This is a genomic window from Undibacterium sp. RTI2.2, assembly GCF_035018705.1.
Lineage (GTDB): Bacteria > Pseudomonadota > Gammaproteobacteria > Burkholderiales > Burkholderiaceae_D > Undibacterium.
This window is the reverse complement of the sequence record NZ_JASJXN010000003.1, coordinates 137,165-155,576: the sequence shown is the minus strand read 5'-3', so window position 1 is coordinate 155,576 and position 18,412 is coordinate 137,165. Positions and strand designations below refer to the sequence as shown.

14 protein-coding genes are annotated in these 18,412 nt (G+C 48.1%); 11 read left to right on the top strand and 3 right to left on the bottom strand.

Annotated features, from left to right (window positions below; genetic code table 11):
- The first annotated feature begins 32 nt into the window (after positions 1–32).
- From QN395_RS02735 to QN395_RS02700, 8 genes are all read left to right on the top strand, one after another.
- Positions 33–1,172, top strand: coding sequence for a hypothetical protein (locus tag QN395_RS02735; protein ID WP_322121055.1), 1,140 nt, complete (start codon positions 33–35; stop codon positions 1,170–1,172).
- 490 nt (positions 1,173–1,662) lie between these two features.
- Positions 1,663–2,871: a toxic anion resistance protein gene (locus tag QN395_RS02730; protein WP_322121056.1), complete on the top strand. Its 1,209-nt coding sequence runs from the start codon at positions 1,663–1,665 to the stop codon at positions 2,869–2,871.
- A gap of 58 nt (positions 2,872–2,929) precedes the next feature.
- Positions 2,930–4,243, top strand: a complete 1,314-nt coding sequence (locus QN395_RS02725) for a VWA domain-containing protein (RefSeq protein ID WP_322121057.1) — start codon at positions 2,930–2,932, stop codon at positions 4,241–4,243.
- Between the two features lie 59 nt (positions 4,244–4,302).
- Entirely contained in the window at positions 4,303–5,091 is a 789-nt protein-coding gene (locus QN395_RS02720) for an FHA domain-containing protein (RefSeq protein ID WP_322121058.1), read from the top strand.
- A gap of 324 nt (positions 5,092–5,415) precedes the next feature.
- Entirely contained in the window at positions 5,416–6,816 is a 1,401-nt protein-coding gene (locus QN395_RS02715; protein ID WP_322121059.1) for a hypothetical protein, read from the top strand.
- Entirely contained in the window at positions 6,813–8,024 is a 1,212-nt protein-coding gene (locus QN395_RS02710; protein ID WP_322121060.1) for a hypothetical protein, read from the top strand. The genes QN395_RS02715 and QN395_RS02710 overlap by 4 nt, the downstream gene beginning before the upstream one ends.
- 81 nt (positions 8,025–8,105) lie before the next feature.
- On the top strand, positions 8,106–10,328 hold the full coding sequence (locus QN395_RS02705; RefSeq protein ID WP_322121061.1) for a tetratricopeptide repeat protein: 2,223 nt from the start codon (positions 8,106–8,108) through the stop codon (positions 10,326–10,328).
- Positions 10,329–10,378: 50 nt separating this feature from the next.
- Positions 10,379–11,362 carry a PP2C family protein-serine/threonine phosphatase gene (locus QN395_RS02700; RefSeq protein WP_322121062.1) on the top strand — a complete coding sequence of 328 codons (984 nt, stop codon included), beginning with the start codon at positions 10,379–10,381 and terminating at the stop codon, positions 11,360–11,362.
- A gap of 57 nt (positions 11,363–11,419) precedes the next feature.
- Here the strand turns inward: QN395_RS02700 and QN395_RS02695 are convergent, their stop codons facing one another.
- Positions 11,420–12,292 carry a hypothetical protein gene (locus QN395_RS02695; protein WP_322121063.1) on the bottom strand — a complete coding sequence of 291 codons (873 nt, stop codon included), beginning with the start codon at positions 12,290–12,292 and terminating at the stop codon, positions 11,420–11,422.
- 269 nt (positions 12,293–12,561) lie between these two features.
- Positions 12,562–13,944 (bottom strand): S8 family serine peptidase, encoded by a 1,383-nt coding sequence (locus QN395_RS02690; protein ID WP_323491946.1) that lies wholly within the window; start codon positions 13,942–13,944, stop codon positions 12,562–12,564.
- A gap of 152 nt (positions 13,945–14,096) precedes the next feature.
- Here QN395_RS02690 and QN395_RS02685 point away from each other — a divergent pair, with 152 nt between their 5' ends.
- The 3 genes from QN395_RS02685 to QN395_RS02675 all read left to right on the top strand — a co-directional run bounded on the left by QN395_RS02685 (position 14,097) and on the right by QN395_RS02675 (position 17,325).
- Positions 14,097–14,621 (top strand): RNA polymerase sigma factor, encoded by a 525-nt coding sequence (locus QN395_RS02685; RefSeq protein WP_322121065.1) that lies wholly within the window; start codon positions 14,097–14,099, stop codon positions 14,619–14,621.
- 13 nt (positions 14,622–14,634) lie between these two features.
- Entirely contained in the window at positions 14,635–15,483 is an 849-nt protein-coding gene (locus QN395_RS02680) for a hypothetical protein (protein ID WP_322121066.1), read from the top strand.
- A 372-nt stretch (positions 15,484–15,855) separates the two neighbouring features.
- Positions 15,856–17,325 carry a GAF domain-containing sensor histidine kinase gene (locus tag QN395_RS02675; RefSeq protein WP_322121067.1) on the top strand — a complete coding sequence of 490 codons (1,470 nt, stop codon included), beginning with the start codon at positions 15,856–15,858 and terminating at the stop codon, positions 17,323–17,325.
- An 83-nt stretch (positions 17,326–17,408) separates the two neighbouring features.
- On the opposite strand, the gene QN395_RS02670 is transcribed toward QN395_RS02675, so the two are convergent.
- Positions 17,409–18,245, bottom strand: coding sequence for a hypothetical protein (locus tag QN395_RS02670; protein ID WP_322121068.1), 837 nt, complete (start codon positions 18,243–18,245; stop codon positions 17,409–17,411).
- Positions 18,246–18,412 lie beyond the last annotated feature (167 nt).

Genomic DNA, 18,412 nt, shown 5'->3' with positions numbered 1-18,412 from the left:
CACGCCCTAGTCTCACTCAAAAAAGGTGACGCATGAAACTGATTCTTTCCATCTTCATGAGCGCAATCATTGCGATGATTGCTCAGTCCGGTTTCGCAAATTCTATTGAAAATCCTATTGCAAGGACAGCCAAAACAATTGAGCCAACAGACGGGGGTATTGCTGCGCCATCGAGCTTAAAGTTGGCAGGGTGGCAGCGAGTTCATTTAGGTAGCAGCAGTCAGCAGTATGATTTTCCTGTGTATGCAAACCATGCTTTAGACAGTGACTTGCATACTATTCGAGAAGTGATTTTTGTTCAGCATGGATTACAGCGAAACGGCGATGATTACTATGCCACTGCGGCCGAGTTACTCAAGGAGACTGGCCGCGATCCTGCAGAGATATTGCTGATCGCGCCAAACTTCCCGGGCACTGCCGACACCAGGAAGGGTTTTGTGAATATGCCGATGTGGAGCGGACAAGGCTGGATGAGTGGCGAGAACGCAGTGAACGCGTCTTTTTCTGTCAGCTCTTTGCAAGTACTGGATGATTTACTCGCTTTTGTCACCGATAAAAAACGCTTACCGGCGGTGATGCGGGTGACGGTAGCAGGACATTCTGGTGGCGCGCAATTGGTACACCGGTACGCGGTGTTAAACAATGTGGATGAAGGCTTACGCGCACGTGGTATTGCCTTGACTTATGTGATTGCGAATCCCTCTTCTTACCTGTACTTCACTTCTGATCGCCCAAACAATTCTGCCGCTTCCGGCTTTGCTCCTTACGACACCGCAGTATGCGCCGACTACGACAAGTATCGCTATGGCATGCGTAACATGGTGCCGTATGCGCAAGGTACTGATGGTATGACTTTATATCGTAGATATGCTCAGCGGCAAATGACGTATTTAGTCGGCTCGGATGATAACGATCCCAATCATCCGGTATTGGATAAAGCCTGCGGCGCAGAGGCCGAAGGTGCGACGCGTTTGCAGCGGGCACGTGCTTATTGGCGCTATGAGCGGTTGTTGGCAACATCCCAGCAAGTCATTCAGCATCAGTATTTTGAAGTTGTCGGTGTTGGACATAATCAATCAAAGATGCTGGGATCACGTTGTGGCGCACTGGCGATATTTGCTCTACCTGAATCAAAAAATATGGCTGCTGCCAGTTGCCGCGCACCGCGATAATCTCTTTTGCTTGATGTATGTAAAAAAGGTGTAAACGAAGTCGTAAAAAAGTCGTAAAAATTTGTCTCAATTCTATTAAATATATTCATTGATCAAGCTCAGCAGTGTATTGCGCACGCAATCTGCTGAGATAATGCCTACCAACTTAGCCCGATTTAATCGCAAGATATCTTGCATAAATTTGCGCTTCCTTTTTACGAGAAGAATAAGCAGTTTTTGTAATAACCAGTAACAACAGGTATGAAACGCAAGTACGACTTTCGATGTAACGACAAACTCACCAACTTCGCTTTTAGCAAAGTTGGTTTTTTTATGCCCGCTATTATTTGCTTGTATCCGGTTAAATTACAAATCAATTACCGTTTAAATCTTGCTGCGGCAATGACATCATGAGCACCACTTAAAAATTAAATCAGTAATCGAGAATTACTTTAATCAGCAATCAGAAAATTGCGGAAACGAATTTAGAGAACGAGTTAAAGAGACACTTATGAGCGAGCAAAAAACTGAAACATCAGAATTAACTTTATCAACAAGCGCCATGGCACCACTGTACTCAGATAATTTGCCTGTACCAGTGCTTAAATATGAGTTGCAAGCTGAGCGTCAAATTGATTTGAACAAATTTAGCGATGAGCAAAAAAATCGTATCAATCAAATTGCGTCCAGCGTGTCTTTTTCAGATACCAATAGCCTGATGTCATTTGGCTCTGATGTGCAGCGTGAATTGAGTCAGCATCTGGATCAATTATTAGAAGGCATGCGTACCAGCGAAGCCGGGCGTGCAGGTGAAATTACGATTGCTTTAGCGACGACGCTGAGGGATTTAAATTTACCGAAAGTAAAGCAAGAGGTAGAAGGTCACCATAGTCTGACAGATGCCTTAGGAAAAATTCCCTTCGTCGGTGATTGGTTTTCTGCATTGCGAGCGCTTCAGCAAAATCACAAAAAAATTACTGATCATCTGACTGCGATTGAGAAAAAATCTCAAGCGCAATTAACTACGCTCAGATCAACGAATGACAAGTTAGATCGCATGGTGCAAGGCACGATCGACCATATCAAAAATATGGAGTTATACATGGCTGCGGGGCAGATCCTGGTGAAGCGTGCGCGCGTCGAATTTGAACAGAAGCGAGCCGCAGTTGAGCAATCGCGTGACCTGATTGAGATCGCAAGACTGCGGGACTTTGGCGAGCAGATAAATGCGTTTGAAACCCGTATTGTGCGCATCCATATGGCACACAGCCAGTCGATTATTTCGGTACCAGAAATTCGTGCAACGCAGACGGCGTCGATGATAGAAATGAATAATGTCATGGACAGCATTCTGTTTGATTTGCCAAGTCTTAAGAGGGCAATCATCAATGTCGCCGCTTTATCTGAAGTTGCCAAAGCGTCTAAGGCAACCGATGCCCGTCGCGCATTGTCGCGTGAGTTAAATAGTATCGGTAGCGATGAATTGCAGGTCAGCTATTTGAAAGCAAAAGACAGTCAGGGTGACTTTGCGGCCGATGTTGCAGCTCTTGCCATGTCGGCAGACAAGCTATTGCAAACCATAGAGCTAGGCAGAAAACTCGATATTGCTAACGTAGGCAAACGTGAGAAAGCGATTACCGAACTGAGCGCGATTAACCGCACATTTACAGACGGTTTAATCCAGTCTGGAGATCAGTTCGTACAAAAAATCGCATCCTGACATGGTTTGAAAAGAGTTATTGGTAGTTATTGTATGTTCCCGTTTTTTTGGAGTTGTTATGTTCCGCGTTCAAGGTTTTTTTAATCCTTATTTGGTAACGGGGCAATCCCGCTTAGATGCCGTGCTGACGATCACATCTGATACCGTCTCTGAAGGGGTTGCTAATGTCGGTGCGAGTGTAATTGGAAGCGCCGCCGCAAATGCTGCCGGTCGTAAAGTCGTAGGCTTTGTTTTAGATGTGTCTGGTTCTATGGGCGGTGAGAAATTATCGCAAGCCAAAAATGCAGCACGCCGTGGGATTGATTTATTAAGTGAAGACATGTGGTTCTTTGTCGTCACCTTTTCTGGCGCTGCCGATGTGATTGTGCGGGCGTGCCCTGCCACCGCTACCAACAAAGCAGATGCACACAGAGCGATACAAGCGTTGCGTGCATCGGGTTCCACAGCCATGTCAGAGGGTCTAAAGTTTGCCTTGATTGAAGTCAAACGCAGCGGCGCAGCATTGGCCAGCGTGTATTTTCAGACCGATGGTGAAAACAGTTCCGAAGATACCCAGCTAGCCTCCGTTATTGAGCAATGCAAAGGTGTATTTCAATGTGATTGCCGTGGTATTGGCACCGACTGGAAACCAGCTGAGCTGCGGACGATTGCTTCTGCCTTATTGGGCACCGCCGATGCCGTGACCGACCCTGCCGGACTGGAAGAAGACTTGCGTTCTTTCTTAACGCGCTCTATGTCCAAAGGCATTTCTGGTGCAGTCTTACGCATCTGGTCGCCTAAAGTCGTCAAGCTCACGACCGTCAAGCAAATGAGTCCAGAGATCATGGACTTGATGCCTGTCGCAAAACGCTTGGATGATAAAACTATCGACGTACCGTTAGGCGCATGGGGTACGGAAGCAAGAGATTTTCAGCTGGCATTTGAGTTGCCGGTAGGCGCGATTGATGACGAAATTCTGGCATGCAGAGCTGCGGTAGTGTATCAACACGCCGGTGTCGAAACCAAAGTCCCGTGTGATCCTATTGCGGTTAAATGGTCTGGTGACGATACCCTCACGACCCGCATTAGCAAGGAAGTTGCGCACTACACCGGTCAAAAAGAATTAGCCGATTCTATTCAAGAAGGCTTAGATGCAAAAGCCAAAGGTGATGAAGATCGTGCGACCCGCTTACTCGGACGCGCCGCTCAGTTAGCGCAAGAGTCAGGCAATGAGGAAGTGACCAGACGCTTGAAAAAAGTAGTGGATATGGTCGATGCCAGCACCGGTACTGTCCGTTTGAAAAAGGCAGATAAAGCAGCGGATATGGAACTGGAACTAGGCGGTACCCGAACAGTTCGCCGTCGTGCAGCGACACCATCAGCACAATCATAATTAAGTAAATTAGCAAAATTCTATAGTTAAAAACAGGACGTATAACCGGTGAGCAAGCGATGAGTAATATCTGCCCCAAGGGTCATTTTTCGACTGATATTGATTACTGTTCTGAGTGCGGTTCCGCGATCAAATTACCAGTTAGTGCGAGTAGCTCTGCTGGCTCGGCTAGTAACTTAGATAAGTTAGCAGGACAAAATTTAGTCGGTAACAAAGCCACAACAAGCTGCCCTGATTGCATGACGGTGCGTCGGCCTGATGCACGGTTTTGCGAAGTGTGTCGTTATGATTTTGAAAAAGCGATGTCGTTTAGTGGATTGCAAAGTGGCTTACAAATTGCACAGCCGCTGCCTGCGTTGAATGCAGTGGTAGTTGATGCAGTAGCGGCGGTCAATTCTGTTGATACTAAAAACACAGCCATTACTCCGGTGGACGATGCGACACAGATAAGCCTTGCAGCAGATGCATCAGTACATCCGTCTGTACGACTTAAGTTGCGTATTTTGGTGGACAGTAGTTTGTACAAAGATCCCGACCCAAGTTTGCCATGTCCTATCGCCGCGGCAGAAAAAGAGTATCACCTCGATCTGGATGAGCAAACCTTGGGACGTCAGTTTGAAGGCAGGGGCATACATCCAGAAATCGTGGTGCAAGACCCCGGCATCTCGCGCCGACACTTAAAGTTGATGCGGGATGGTGCAGGCCAAATCACGGTACTGGAATTAGGCTCCGCCAATGGTACTGAGTTAAATCAAGCCAATCTCGAACCGGGCGTGGTGACCGCCTTAAAAGCGGGTGATCAACTCACCTTAGGTATGTGGACGAGGATATGCGTCGAGTCGCGTTGATCCGTTAAGGCAGATATGATTTGGCCGCAGCTGATCGCTCATTGGACATTGCAAACCGTGCACTTATTCCTGTGCACTTCTTGCTATCTAAGCGAAGAATCAGCTATTAGATAAATTGATATACTCGTAGTAAGTATATTTAATCGTCCATACATTTGCTGGTCTATAAGCCGATTTTTTGAAAAAAGATGGGGAGTATATGGATTTACAGCTATGGTTTGCATCTAATCAGAGTGGAAAGCTCCTTCCGGGATTGCCGTGTTAATCAAGAGTCCTGTCAGGTCTTTAGCTAATTAATTTGTATTCATCAAGGATAAGCAGTCTATGTCATCAACCCTACAACTTGGCACAGTTGGACTTACAAGCAGTCACCACGGCCATCCTGACCAGGCAACTCTTCCCCAGACCGAGGACGTCGTACGCCAGCTCAGAATCCGGCAATTACTTTGTATTGGTCTCGCGCTAATCGTTTCTATCGTCGGATTTTATACTTACCAAAGCTATGCCTATGTCGTTAATACGGTGGGTAAAGACGCGGTGCCGTCGATCGTCGCAGCAGAAAAAATCCGTATGACCTTAGCCAGCGCGCACACACAAATTGTGAACGTGTTTTTAACTAAAGAAGCGGTCGACGGTAGTGATGGTAAAAACACGCAAGCCTATGTCAAATCGATTGCGCAGGCACATGACTACCTGCTGGTTGCGGCACAAAATATTACTTATGGCGATGAAGAACGTAAGCCGATTTTAGAGTTGATGACGCAATTATCTGCCTATGAGAGATTGGTCGGTATGGCACTTGCTAAACCGGATCAGCACCAGTCCTTATTAAAAGCAGATGCGCTGATGCGTGAGCACATCTTGCCAGCAGTAGTGGCATTGGATGATGCTAACTTCAAACATTTATCGTCTGCCTATACGGAAGGTGAGCATAAAGCCTTGTTATGGCTGATCGCATTCTTACTATTATCTGCGTTGCTCGTTTTGGTATATGTAGAGACGCAAATGAAGTTGTATGCCACCTTTAAACGTATGTTCAACCCTGCCATTGCAGCCGGACTAGCCGTTTTTATTGTATGTGCTTTACTGTTTGCGGCGAAGGCAGGTCAAGTCGTATCCGAGGTCAGATCCGCGAAGGAGGATGCATTTGATTCTGTCCACGCGTTGTCTCAGGCCAAAGCGCTGGCTTACACTGCGAATGCACAAGAGAGCGTGTATTTGTTGTTGTCCAAGTCTGAGGCGCAGCAAGCACAAACAACGCTATTCCAAGAGACTGCCAAAAAATTATTTGCGCTCAAACTCCTTGATGTGAAACAACTTCCATCCGATTTAAAAAGTCTCAAAGGCAATGGCTTATTGGCGGAGGAACTGGCCAATATTACCTATGACGGTGAAGAAAATTTGGCCAGAGATACCTTAAAAGGATGGCTGGAATACGTCCGTATTGATGCGCAAATTCGGCAGCTCGAAACCGCGGGTCAACATGATGCCGCTATCGCTTTATGTTTGGGTACGCAGGTCGGACAATCCGATTGGGCATTTGATCAGTTTATGAAGTCGCTGACTGCCACATTAAATTTGAACGAACAGCAATTTGCATTGGCAGTGACCAGAGCATTCCACGCCTTGTCTTGGTTATGGATACTGCTACTGGCGATTTTATTCGCACCGGTCATTGGTATTGCGTTGGGTATCCAACAACGCTTAGCGGAGTTCCGCGAGTGAGTGACTTGGATAGCCTGATTGAATTATGGCAACAACGATTGGCTGCGATCACTACTAACGCAAATGAGTTATCAGATGCTGAGAGTACCAAGCGCATCCGTATCAAATTGCGGGCGCAACATTACACCGGTAACACTCAGATCAAAGCAGAAGACGCGACTCGCAAGCTGAGTAGCTTAGTCGATGATTACGTGCTGTTGGCTAAGGTGGTAGAAGAAGCGGCGCGTATTCACAAGGGTGGGATGTTTAGTGCTTGGGCCAACACCGATGAAAAGGTCACAGCTCTGCTGGAAGGTCCATCGATTGTCAGAACGACGGCTCAGGTCTCCATCAAAAATCGTGACTTATTGGGATCGGCATCGGTTAGCGACAGCATGACGCCAGAGCAGTTATTAGCGGTGATGCAGACAGAGTTTGAGCAGGCGCGCGATAGCTTAAATGAGATCGACTATACCGAGACCCATGGCACAGAAGAACTGGCCGGTTTAAGGCGTGATTACAGCATGATGGAGGAGCGTGCCCAGCGTTTGAACGCGGTATCAGATCGTCCCTCATTTATTGAAATCCAGGACATGCAATCCGATCCTTTAAATGCGCAGCGTGGTAAAGAATCACTCAAGCGCGCCTTGATGGCGTGGTCTACAACATTGGATCAGCTAGAGAATGCCAGAGCTACCGCAGCGAACGAGCTTGAGCAAGCAAAAATGGCGCTGGCGCAGTTGCAAATAATGACGACAGAGTATCAATCGCAGCTTGCACAAGTGCGTGATTTATTAGGAGAAAACGTGGTGTCATCTTTGCGGTTTCAACCGACATTATCCATGTCACCAATGTCACCCGTCTCCATGTTGCTGAGTTGGTGCGAAACCTTAGAAAGTAGTTTGCAAGCCGGGCAATGGGCTGCTGTAAATGTTGGTGCCAGCAAGCTCAATCTGGCGATCGCAGAAGCACTTGCCAACGGCAATAAAGCGATTGCAGAAGTACAGACAAAAGCCGCTGAGGCAGAAGATTTAAATGGACGCTTTATCGCCTATAAAGCTAAAGATAAGGCGCTGACTTTTCAGTATGGTACTGAGGTACAAAGACAGACTTTGCGGGCGCAAATCGATGCGGAATTAAAATCGCGTCCGCTGAATTTAGATGTAGTGCGATCAAAGTTGATGATGTATCAGGACATGCTGACTAAGGTGTCAGCAATTAAAGACTGAGTATTTACAGGACTTATGCAAAGCCGTCCGAGCAGCATAAGTCTTAATGCACACAAATTAGTTAGACAGGAGTAATTTGAAATGACCATGCCTTGTAGTTATTGCAGCGGAACGATTGTTGAAGATGTCTGCGAAGATTGTGGAAAATCAGCGAAGAAAAATTTGGTAACAGCCGCATCCGGCGGTCTGGATATTACAGATGCGGTAGCGACTGCCAGCATGACGACTGGCCGCACTCGCGGTTCTGCGCGCTTCACTGTCAATTATCCGGCCAGAGCACCAGGTGCTGGTGCGACCAAATCAACTCGTCGTCGTGCAGGTGTTTCTACCCACACTAGCGCGCGCCGCACAGCGCTTGGTGGTGGCTTGATTTCTTTACCGGATTTGCCTAGCCAGGATCCCTTAAAACTTTTGATGGCAGATCCAGAGGTACCAGCGCACAAGCGCCATTGCCCCAAGTGCGATGTGCATGTCAACCGTGCTAAAGGATTTTGTCCCGCGTGCGGCACGCCATACGATTTTGTGGCACGTTTAAAAATGGGCGATGTGATTGCAGGCAAATACGAGATCAAGGGCCCGATTGCATTCGGTGGATTAGGCTGGATTTATCTGGGTTGGGATCAAGTCTTGCAACGCTGGGTTGTGCTCAAAGGTTTGTTAAACGCCAATGATGAAGCGAGCGCTGCAGCGGCGGTAGCCGAGCGGCGTTATCTGGCGGCATTAAAGCATCCCAAGATCGTCAACATTTACGATTTTGTGAATCAGGGTGCTGAAGGTTTTATTATCATGGAATATGTCGGCGGCCAAACCGTGCATAGCCTGCGCAAGCAGCGCGGCCCACTGCCTGTGACGGAGGCGATTGCCTACATATTAGGGATACTTCCCGCCTTTGCTTATCTACACACTCAAGGGCTGGTGTATTGCGATTTTAAGCCAGACAACATCATGATAGAAGGTGGCGATGTCAAGCTGATCGACATGGGCGCTGTACGCAAAACGGGCGATCAAAACGGCGATATCTATGCCACGCTGGGATTTGCCGCGCCAGAGGCCGACACTGATCCGATTGCTGTCTCGGACTTATATACCTTGGGTCGCGCCCTGGCCGTATTGATCATGGACTTCAAGTTCACTTCCGATTATGAGTACGCGCTACCATCGCCGGATGATCATGATGTCTTGGCAGAGAATGAATCGCTATACCGATTTCTATTGCGTGCAACCCATGTTGATCCCGATGAGCGTTTTCAGACTGCGGATGAAATGGCAGAGCAATTATTTGGTGTTTTGCGTGAGATTGTGGCCTTACAATCTGGTCCCAAGCCAGTTGATAGCAAAGTGTTCACCAGTGATAATTTAATCCATGCCACCGCCCGGCAATTGGTAGCGCAAGTCGATCCACATGTACTGCCTACGCTGAGAGTCAATTTGGAAGACAAAGCAGCCAGTGAAGTGATTCGGATTTTGAGTCTGATGGATGAAGTACAGCAAGTTGAAGAGTTGCAGGCGTTAGTGACTAAATACGGCGACCGCGCCGCAGAGCCACGATTGCGCCTGGCAGAAGTCCTGATCCAAAATGCCGGGTTGATGGAAAAGCAGCGAGATGCACTAATCAAAACCACGTTAGATGCGGTTGAGGCTGCCGATCCGTTTGACTGGCGCACCAGTTGGTTACGCGGTTTATGCTTAGTAACTAATGGCGACGGTGCCAAAGCGCTAGCCTATTTTGAGCGCTGCTATTTTGAAATGCCAGGAGAGTTAGCACCACGTCTGGCGATGGGGCTTGCAGCAGAAATTGCCAATAATGGCGAACAGGCATTGCCCTATTACGACCGTGTCGGGCGAGTCGATCCCTCATTTGTCAGCGCGCATGCAGGTGCTGCTCGTTGCCATGCAAAAGCCGGACGTTTGATGGACGCGGTCAGTATGTTGCAGCGTGTCCCAAGTAATCACGTATTGCATACCCAAGTGCAATTAGGGATAGCTGAGCTATTATTGACTTACCCGGACGCGATCGATGCAAGCGTCATGCAAAAGGCAGAAGCCGCAGTCAAATCAGTGCTCAATACCGGAGGTTCGGTTTTTCAGATCGCTGGTCGTTTAATTAATTTGGTCGTGGAAAAAGCAAAGAGCATGAACTGGCCGCCCAACACCACTTTTTTAGGCGCAAATTTTACAGAACATACTTTACGTCTTGCCGCAGAAGAGCAATTCAGACGCGCAGCTAAACTGGCAAAATCGGATCAAGAACGGCATTATTGGGTGAGTCAGGCAAATCGCGTACGACCAGTGACCTTGTTTTAAAGTGTTGAACTTAGTTGAACTTGATTGAATTTTTATGCCGGGAGTAATTAGTGAATTGCATTCAATGCGGAGAAACAGTTGATCCTGTTTTTTCTTTTTGCGAAGCCTGCGGTGCTGCTGTCGACGTACCTTCTGTCAATGCGCCTGCGCCAGAAGTAACTAGCAATAGCAATGCAACTCAAGTTGCATCAAGCACAAATCAGATGATATGCAAATGCGGTCATGCCGAGTTTGACCAAGACAATATTTGTGAAAATTGCGGACGCCGTGCCGAAATCGCCGACCCGATCGAGGTCCAGATATTAGATGAGCACACCATCAGCGCGACCCATCGCGGCAGACGACATACAGAAAATCAGGATTCCGTTAGCATGGTAGCGATTGATGGCGCTATCGCCATGGCGCTTGCAGATGGCGTCTCTACTTCTTGCCACGCACGACAGGCCGCAGATGTCGCGGTCACAGTGGCACTCACTAGCTTAGAAAATAATACGGGTTTACCGATCAAAGAACGTTTGGAATTAGCGATAGCCAGCGCCCACGATGCAGTGTGCAAACTAGCCTACGACGACACCTCACTGGCTGAACCAGAAGCGACTTTAGTATTGGCCTTGATCGAAGGCGATCAAATACATTTTGCCTGGGTCGGCGATTCACGTCTTTATGCAGTTAATCAAGCCAGCCAATTATTGTTGACCGAAGATGACTCCTGGTTTAACCAGCAAATCAAACTAGGCGTCAACGTGACAACTGCAATGATGGACAATAACGCGCATTGCATTACCCAATGTCTGGGTATGCGTGACGACATCCTGGACATCCACACCGGCAGCGCAAGATTAACCGGGGATACCTATATCGTTTTATGTTCTGACGGTTTATGGAATTATTGCGCAGCTCCAACCGCACTACATAGCTTGTTTGATGCCGACTTAAGCCTGGTGAATCAATGTACGCAATTCATTGATTTTGCGAACGATCAAGGTGGGCATGACAATATTAGTTTGATCGTGCATCGTCGGGTAAACATATAAAAACTCACGTAGAGAGGTGTAACCCAAACACTCTCTACGTGAGTAATCAATATCTACTTATTTGCTAGTAGTCACATCGCCATTGCCAGATACATTGCCGTTACCTGATGCGGATACTGATGGTAACTGCGTGTTGTTGACGGTTTCTTTCGCGTTACGTTTTGCCGCGCCTGCTGTACCGCTGACGGTATCACGTGCATTCGCTACGCTGGTGCTTGCATAGCTGCGAGTGTTATCTACTTGCGTTTTTGTATTGCTGATGGCAGGTTTGCTGATATCTGATGCTGAATTTTTTACACCGGATACGGTACTTTGCGCTTGGCCTGCTGTGCCCAGATTCATACTGCCTGATGCATTTCCGTTTGCGCTGCCGTTTGCGTTTGCATTTGTATTACCGCTACCATTAGCGCCACCAATGAGATTTCCTGATGATGTCGTTGGAGCATTCATTTTTTCAGGTACAGCGCCTGATATCAGACTAGTTGAGCCGGTGCCTGAGCTGCTACCTGAGCCACTACCGCTAGCTTGTGTAGATGCCGTATTTCCACTTTTATTGATGATGGTATTACCGTTGCCGACTAGATTGCCTGTTGCGTCGCCATTGATCGCCCGTGCGTTGGTGGCATTGCCGGTCAGGTTGCCAGCTGCATTACCAGTGAGGTTGCCTGCAGCGTCGCCGCTGATATTGCGTGCATTACCAATATTACTGACATTGCCTGTCATATTGTCTTGGCTAGTACGGCTGATAGTAGAGGTAGGGAATGACGACATGCCTCTGAGTGAACCGCCAACTGCGCCGCCAACTGCGCCGCCAAGGCCACCACCGCCACCGATTGCACCGCCACCACCTAATAAGCCAGCTTGAGCGGATGTGACTATCACTAAACCACTGAGGATAGTTGCGTAACGAATGAATTTAACTGTTGTCATGATGATTCTCCTGAAAGTCACTACGGACAATCCGTAGTAGTAAAAGGAGAACGCTGGGGATGATCGATTTAATCCATCAGGTTAAAAATATTTTTTAAAAAATTTAAGCCATCGTTAACAGCGGGTCTTAGTGAGTCTTATAAATTCAGTTCATGACGTCATTCGGTGTTTAACAACACCATTGGATTCCCGCTAAGAGTGCGCATGAATGACGCGCCCGAGCCATGTCTTTGAGTGAAGTACAGATATTAATGTTAACCATTGCTAGATTAACGAAATTGCTCAGGCCCGGTTCTAAATGATGTGCCGACTATGCCATGACCTAGCTCTTGCGTGACCTTGTCAGGGTTGTCTGTCTTTGCTTGTCTGATCAAATCTTCCAGTGCTTTTTTGGCGTCTTTCACATTCGGCATAAAGACTTTTTTTGCCAATAGTGCAGCCACAATGGGTGACGCAAAAGAGGTGCCCCGCACCGCTTGGAAAGGTGTCTTGCCTATCGTGGCGGCTACCATATTGCTCCCGGGTGCCGCGATCATGACTTGTGCGCCGCGAGCAGCTTCTGGTAGTACACGCATTTTTGCATCGACTGCGGTGACACCAATCACACCGGGGTAACTGGCCGGGTAGAGCGGTGGTGCTGCGGGTCCGTCATTGCCGACTGCGGCGACTAACAGATAGCCTTTGCTGAGCATGGATTTGACGATGTGTTCTAAGGTTTGATTTGGCGGGCCAACCAGGCTCAGATTAATCACCGCGACTTTTTCTTGCGCTAGCCATCCCAAGGCGTCAATCAATTTATCTAAAGCGCCTCCGGTGTCGGTACCGCAATAGATGTCGGCTGCATATAAAACAGCATCAGGCGACACACCGCTAAATGGCGTTGATTTCCCGACCATGAGTGAAGCAACCGCAGTGCCGTGGGCGGTAGGAATATTTTTATCTGTACAGTCATGACGTTTGATTTGAGCATCTTTAAATACGATATGTTCGGTATCGATGCCCGAATCTACCAAGCCTATGCGTGCTTTGGTTTTTGCTGTTTCAGATTGTGTGGGCGAGGCGAGGCTATTGCTGCTATCAAACGGTGCGGCGAAGTTAGAATGGAATGGAACTGAGAACGAACTCCCGATAGCACTACCACTTTCTAAATAAATATGGTTGTAATCGTAGGTACCGTCTTGATCCAGCTGATGTAACAAGTCCAGTGAATCGGCGGTACTCATATCAGGTGGCGCTTGTAGCACGACTAATGTCTCTTCCAGCGCGTCTAAACGATGTTCGCTGATCACAATAAAGCCTGCTGCACGGACTGCCTTTAACGCCGTGACGGAGGGTGACCATGCGGTGATTTGTTTGCGTACAATCAGCTCGCCTTTGGGGTTGCTCTCCAGTTGCAGGGGATGTTCTTTAAGTAATCGCGTGATCGTCGTCAGGCGTAAGTCTTGCAGCGGGAGTGTGCCGTTTAGCACATCTGTGCGTACGAGTTGGTCAAGCCGGTCAATCCGGTTCAACAAGTTTTGAGAATTTAAGTTACCTAACTGTTGTACCGGTAGATTAATCGACGGCAAGCGAAGCTGCGCCCAGACTGGATCGGCGTTGCAACAGAATGCAACTAGCAACAGCCGGCAAATATTGAGTAATTTAGGTGACATTGGCATTATTGGGTTGATATAAAAAGGTCAGCTACGCATCAATTACAATAGCCACGTAATTAGCCACATCAGTTCACTTTTGATTGTAGCTTTAAAATAAAACGAATGAGACAGGGATTAAAATCCCTCGCTGCAACGTTTACTTGGTATCTATGGATCAAACAGCAATCAATATTCAAAATGACATTGCCGCCTTATTGCCGCGTCTGCGCCGCTTTGGCCGTGCTGTCACGCGTCATCGGGAAGATGCGGATGATCTGGTGCAAATTGCGGTCGAACGCGCACTCAGCCGCGCTGAGCAATGGGAGGCAGGTACGCGGCTGGATAGCTGGCTATTCAGGATTATGAAAAACGCCTGGATTGATGAAGTAAGGGGGCGCATCAGACGTAGCGAAGTGCTGGCACCAGAGGAAGCTGGCGAGCATATTGGCGCCGACCCCAGTGATGGCTATGTTCACCAACTGGCAGTGCAAAAAGCGGTGTCCATGCTGAATGAAGATCAACGTATGGTGGTCAGTCTGGTGTTGATCGAGGGTTTGCCGTACAAAGAGGCGGCGGAGGTGTTGGAGATCCCCATCGGCACTTTGACGAGCCGTCTGGTACGTGCGCGGGAGACTTTGCAAGGCTTGCTGTCCGATCCTTCCGGGTCGTCAAAACCAGCCGGCTCAGTTAGTTGATAAAGGAATAGTGATGCGCTTTTCAGATGAAACTTTAATGGCCTTTGCCGATGGCGAATTGGATGCCGAAACGCGGGCGACAATTCAAGCGGCAATATTGCAAGATGCCGATTTGGCGCAGCGTGTTGGACACCATCAGGCTATACGTAATGATGTGTTTGCGGCCTTTGCACCTATCGTGGATGAGCCAGTTCCTGCCCGGCTAAAGCTGGCTGCGACACAGACCACAAGCCCGTCTGCAAGCGCAGCTATCAAGACGAGCAATAACGTGCTTCAGTTCAATGCTGCAAAAAACAAAGACGCACTTAAAAAGCCGACCTCTGGCTGGTCCTGGCAGCAGTTGGGTGGATTGGCGGCGATGCTCATCGTCGGTGTGGTGGTGGGTAAATTTGGATGGCAGGACGGCACCAGCTTGTCGCCTAACTTGTCGCCGAACGGCGGCATGCTGGCGTCAGTCAATGGTCAGGTCACAGCGCAAGGCAAGTTGGCGCAAGCGTTGACGCAACAGCTTGCCAGTGCACCGGCGGCAGACAGTACGGTCAAAATTGGGGTCAGTTTTTTATCTAAAGAAGGACAATTTTGCCGCAGCTTTTTAGCGGAAGATGGTACGCAGAATCCGGGTTTCTCTGGCCTCGCCTGCAAACAAAAGACCGGCAACGATTGGCAAATTGCGGTGTTGGCACAAACCGATAAGCCAGCTGCAAGCAGTGGACAAACCGGACAATCGGGGCAATATCGTCAAGCCGCCGCAGAGATGCCCGCCGCAGTTTTGCAAGCGATTGATCAACGTATCGCAGATCAGGCCTTGGATGCAGCGGCAGAACGGGCGGCGCAGCAGCATGCCTGGCGGAATGCGCCGTAGCGATGTCGCATGAACCCAGTTAAATCAAGCTAACTTAATATACTCCCCTTTATTTTTCCTCAAAGTGCTCTATTGTCCAGTAATTCTATGGACAACTTAAATATACTAATATCCAGTATATTTAAGTTGCCTGTAGTCTGATTGCTTGCAGGGAGAGTTGTCTGGCGATTCATTTACCTAAAATATCGTCACACGCATTACGCTTGCGTTGTTTAGTGCCGTTACAAGCCGCAACTTAGCGAAGACGATTTTGCGTAAGTCCCAAGTGTTGTGTCTGTCCTGTAAATAATCACCATGCTTGCACCGCTATCATGTACAAAGCGATAAGATTCACCTACACTAAACCAACGCAAGTTTAGATAGGTCATCACGATGGATATCGCTACAAGACAGGCTGCCCGTTTAGCTGAAAGCTTGCGCCACGGGCAAAACGAGCTGTTAGAAATGATCGCTCAGGGTGCGCCCTTAAAAGATACTTTGACTAAGTTGATGTATCTGATCGAGGGACAATCCGATGGAGTGCTGTGCTCAGTCTTGTTGCTGGATGATGATGGTGTACATATCCGGATGGGCGCGGGACCGAATTTGCCGCCAGACTATATGAAGGCTTTAGACGGACAAGAAATTGGCCCTGCTGTCGGTTCTTGCGGCACCGCGATGTACCTCAAAGAAACCGTCATCGTCAGCGATATTTTGACCGATCCTTTATGGGAACCTTACCGTCATTTTGCCGCACCGCATGGTTTGCGCGCCTGCTGGTCCAGCCCTATTTACCTGAACAAAAATAAGATCTTAGGCACCTTCGCTATGTACTACCGCGAAGTGCGAGTTCCAGACGCAGAAGACATTAAATTAATCGGCGTCGCCGCGCATCTGGCGGTAATCGCCATTGAACGCACCCGCCGTGAAGAAGAGCTAGAAATCCACCGCCATCATTTAACCGAGCTGGTCAATCAACGCACCAACGAGTTATCCACAGCAAAAGAAAAAGCCGAAGCCAGTAATCTGGCCTTAAGCGTAGCCAATCTTGAACTCGCTAGCGCCTTACATAATCTGAACGTGACCCATGAAGAGTTAGTCCGGCGTGACAAGTTGGCCGCACTTGGCGCACTGGTGGCGGGCGTTGCGCATGAGCTGAATACGCCGATTGGCAATGGCTTAATGGTTGCGAGCACATTGGCCGACCTCACCAGAGAATTTAGGCAATCCTATAACGATGGCTTGAAGCGTTCTTCGTTAGAAACTTATATGGCAGAGGCCGCGCACGCCAGCGAAATCCTGCAACGTAACTTGCAACGTGCAGCTGATTTGGTGGTGAGTTTTAAACAGATCGCAGTCGACGGCGCTGATTATCAACGCAGCCAGTTTGCGCTGGCGCCGTTTATTGCCGAGACGATCTATCCCTTATCGGCGATATTCAAAAAGCATCATGTCGATTTAAAAGTAGAGATTCCGCGTGGCTTGGAAATCAATACTTATCCTGGACTATTGAGTCAGGTTATCGTCAATATTTTGAATAATTCTCTGGTGCACGCTTTTGTCGATGCAGAGCAAGACCAGCAGAAATTGCTGAACAAACAGCACAATCATATTCAGATTCACGCCAGCCTGGACGACGCTGGCTGGCTCAACTTAAGTATAAAAGATAATGGTATCGGCATTAGTCCAGCTCATCTGCCGCACATTTATGATCCTTTTTTTACCACCAAACTAGGTGAGGGTAGCTCCGGCCTCGGTTTGCATATCACCCATAATATCGTCACCTCCTTATTAAACGGAAAAATTGATGTCGATAGCTCGGCTGAGAGTGGTACTTGTTTTACGATCCGGTTTCCGTTGTAGCTAGCGGTCACGGAATGTGAGAATCTTAATTAAGTAAGCTCTTACTAAAGCTAATTCAGACAAACGCTAATTTAGACAAACGCCTATGAAATTTCACGGCGACTAAAGTTAACGTTGAGCTCGCCCAGATCGCCAAACTGAATGCAGATATCCTGATCCAGCGCCACTTCAAAACTCCCTGCGTAAGACCCGGTGATAATTGCCTGACCTGCTTGCAGACCTTGCCCTTGACTGCGTAAATATTCTGCCAGCCAATATAAGGGCGCGCGCGGATGGGTATTGGGGTGGCGTCCTTCAAACTGTATTAGTGGCATCAAATTTTTGTCTTGCTGCAACCCGCTACTGACTTTAATCGCCATATCCGTAGTGATTTTTGCTTTGGCGCCGTCGACTTCAGGGCCAAGGAATAAACCTTGATTCAGCAAACCATCCGCCAAGTTTTCTACAAAACTGACTTCGTCAGGATTGGTATAACGACTATCAATTAACTCTAAGGCAATGTGGGTACGAATGATCGCCGCATCGACCTCTGCAGCCTCATAAGGCGTATCGCGCGCAGGCAAATCACAACCGAGAATAAAAGCAAGTTCGGGCTCAATTTTTACATGCCCTGCACGTGACCAGACCGGGCATGCAGCGATAGGATCGCTAAAAATAGTTTTGCTATAAATCGGCGCTAATATCACGCGATCCACGCGAACATCAGCAGCTATTCCACATTTCCAAGCACCAGTATGGTCACCCATTTGAGTCGACACCGCAGCCTGAATTGCTAATCCTGCTGCACTGTTCATCTGGTGAAAACTAGGCGGCAAGCGTTCACCTTGTACGCCTGACTGACGGCGTGTTACCAAGATCGTCGCTGCTTGCAAAATCAGCTCTGGGGCTATATTACTTACTACGGCAGATGAGAGAGACATGACGAATCCAGAAAATATTGAGAGGCATTAACAAAAATTTTATTTGAACAAAAAAGTAATTCGTGTGAAAAAATAATTCATAAAAAATGGATAGCGCAGTAGAAAAATACAACACACCCTGACTTTACATGGCACGTCGATAAAGTCTAACGCCTAATTCATCAAGT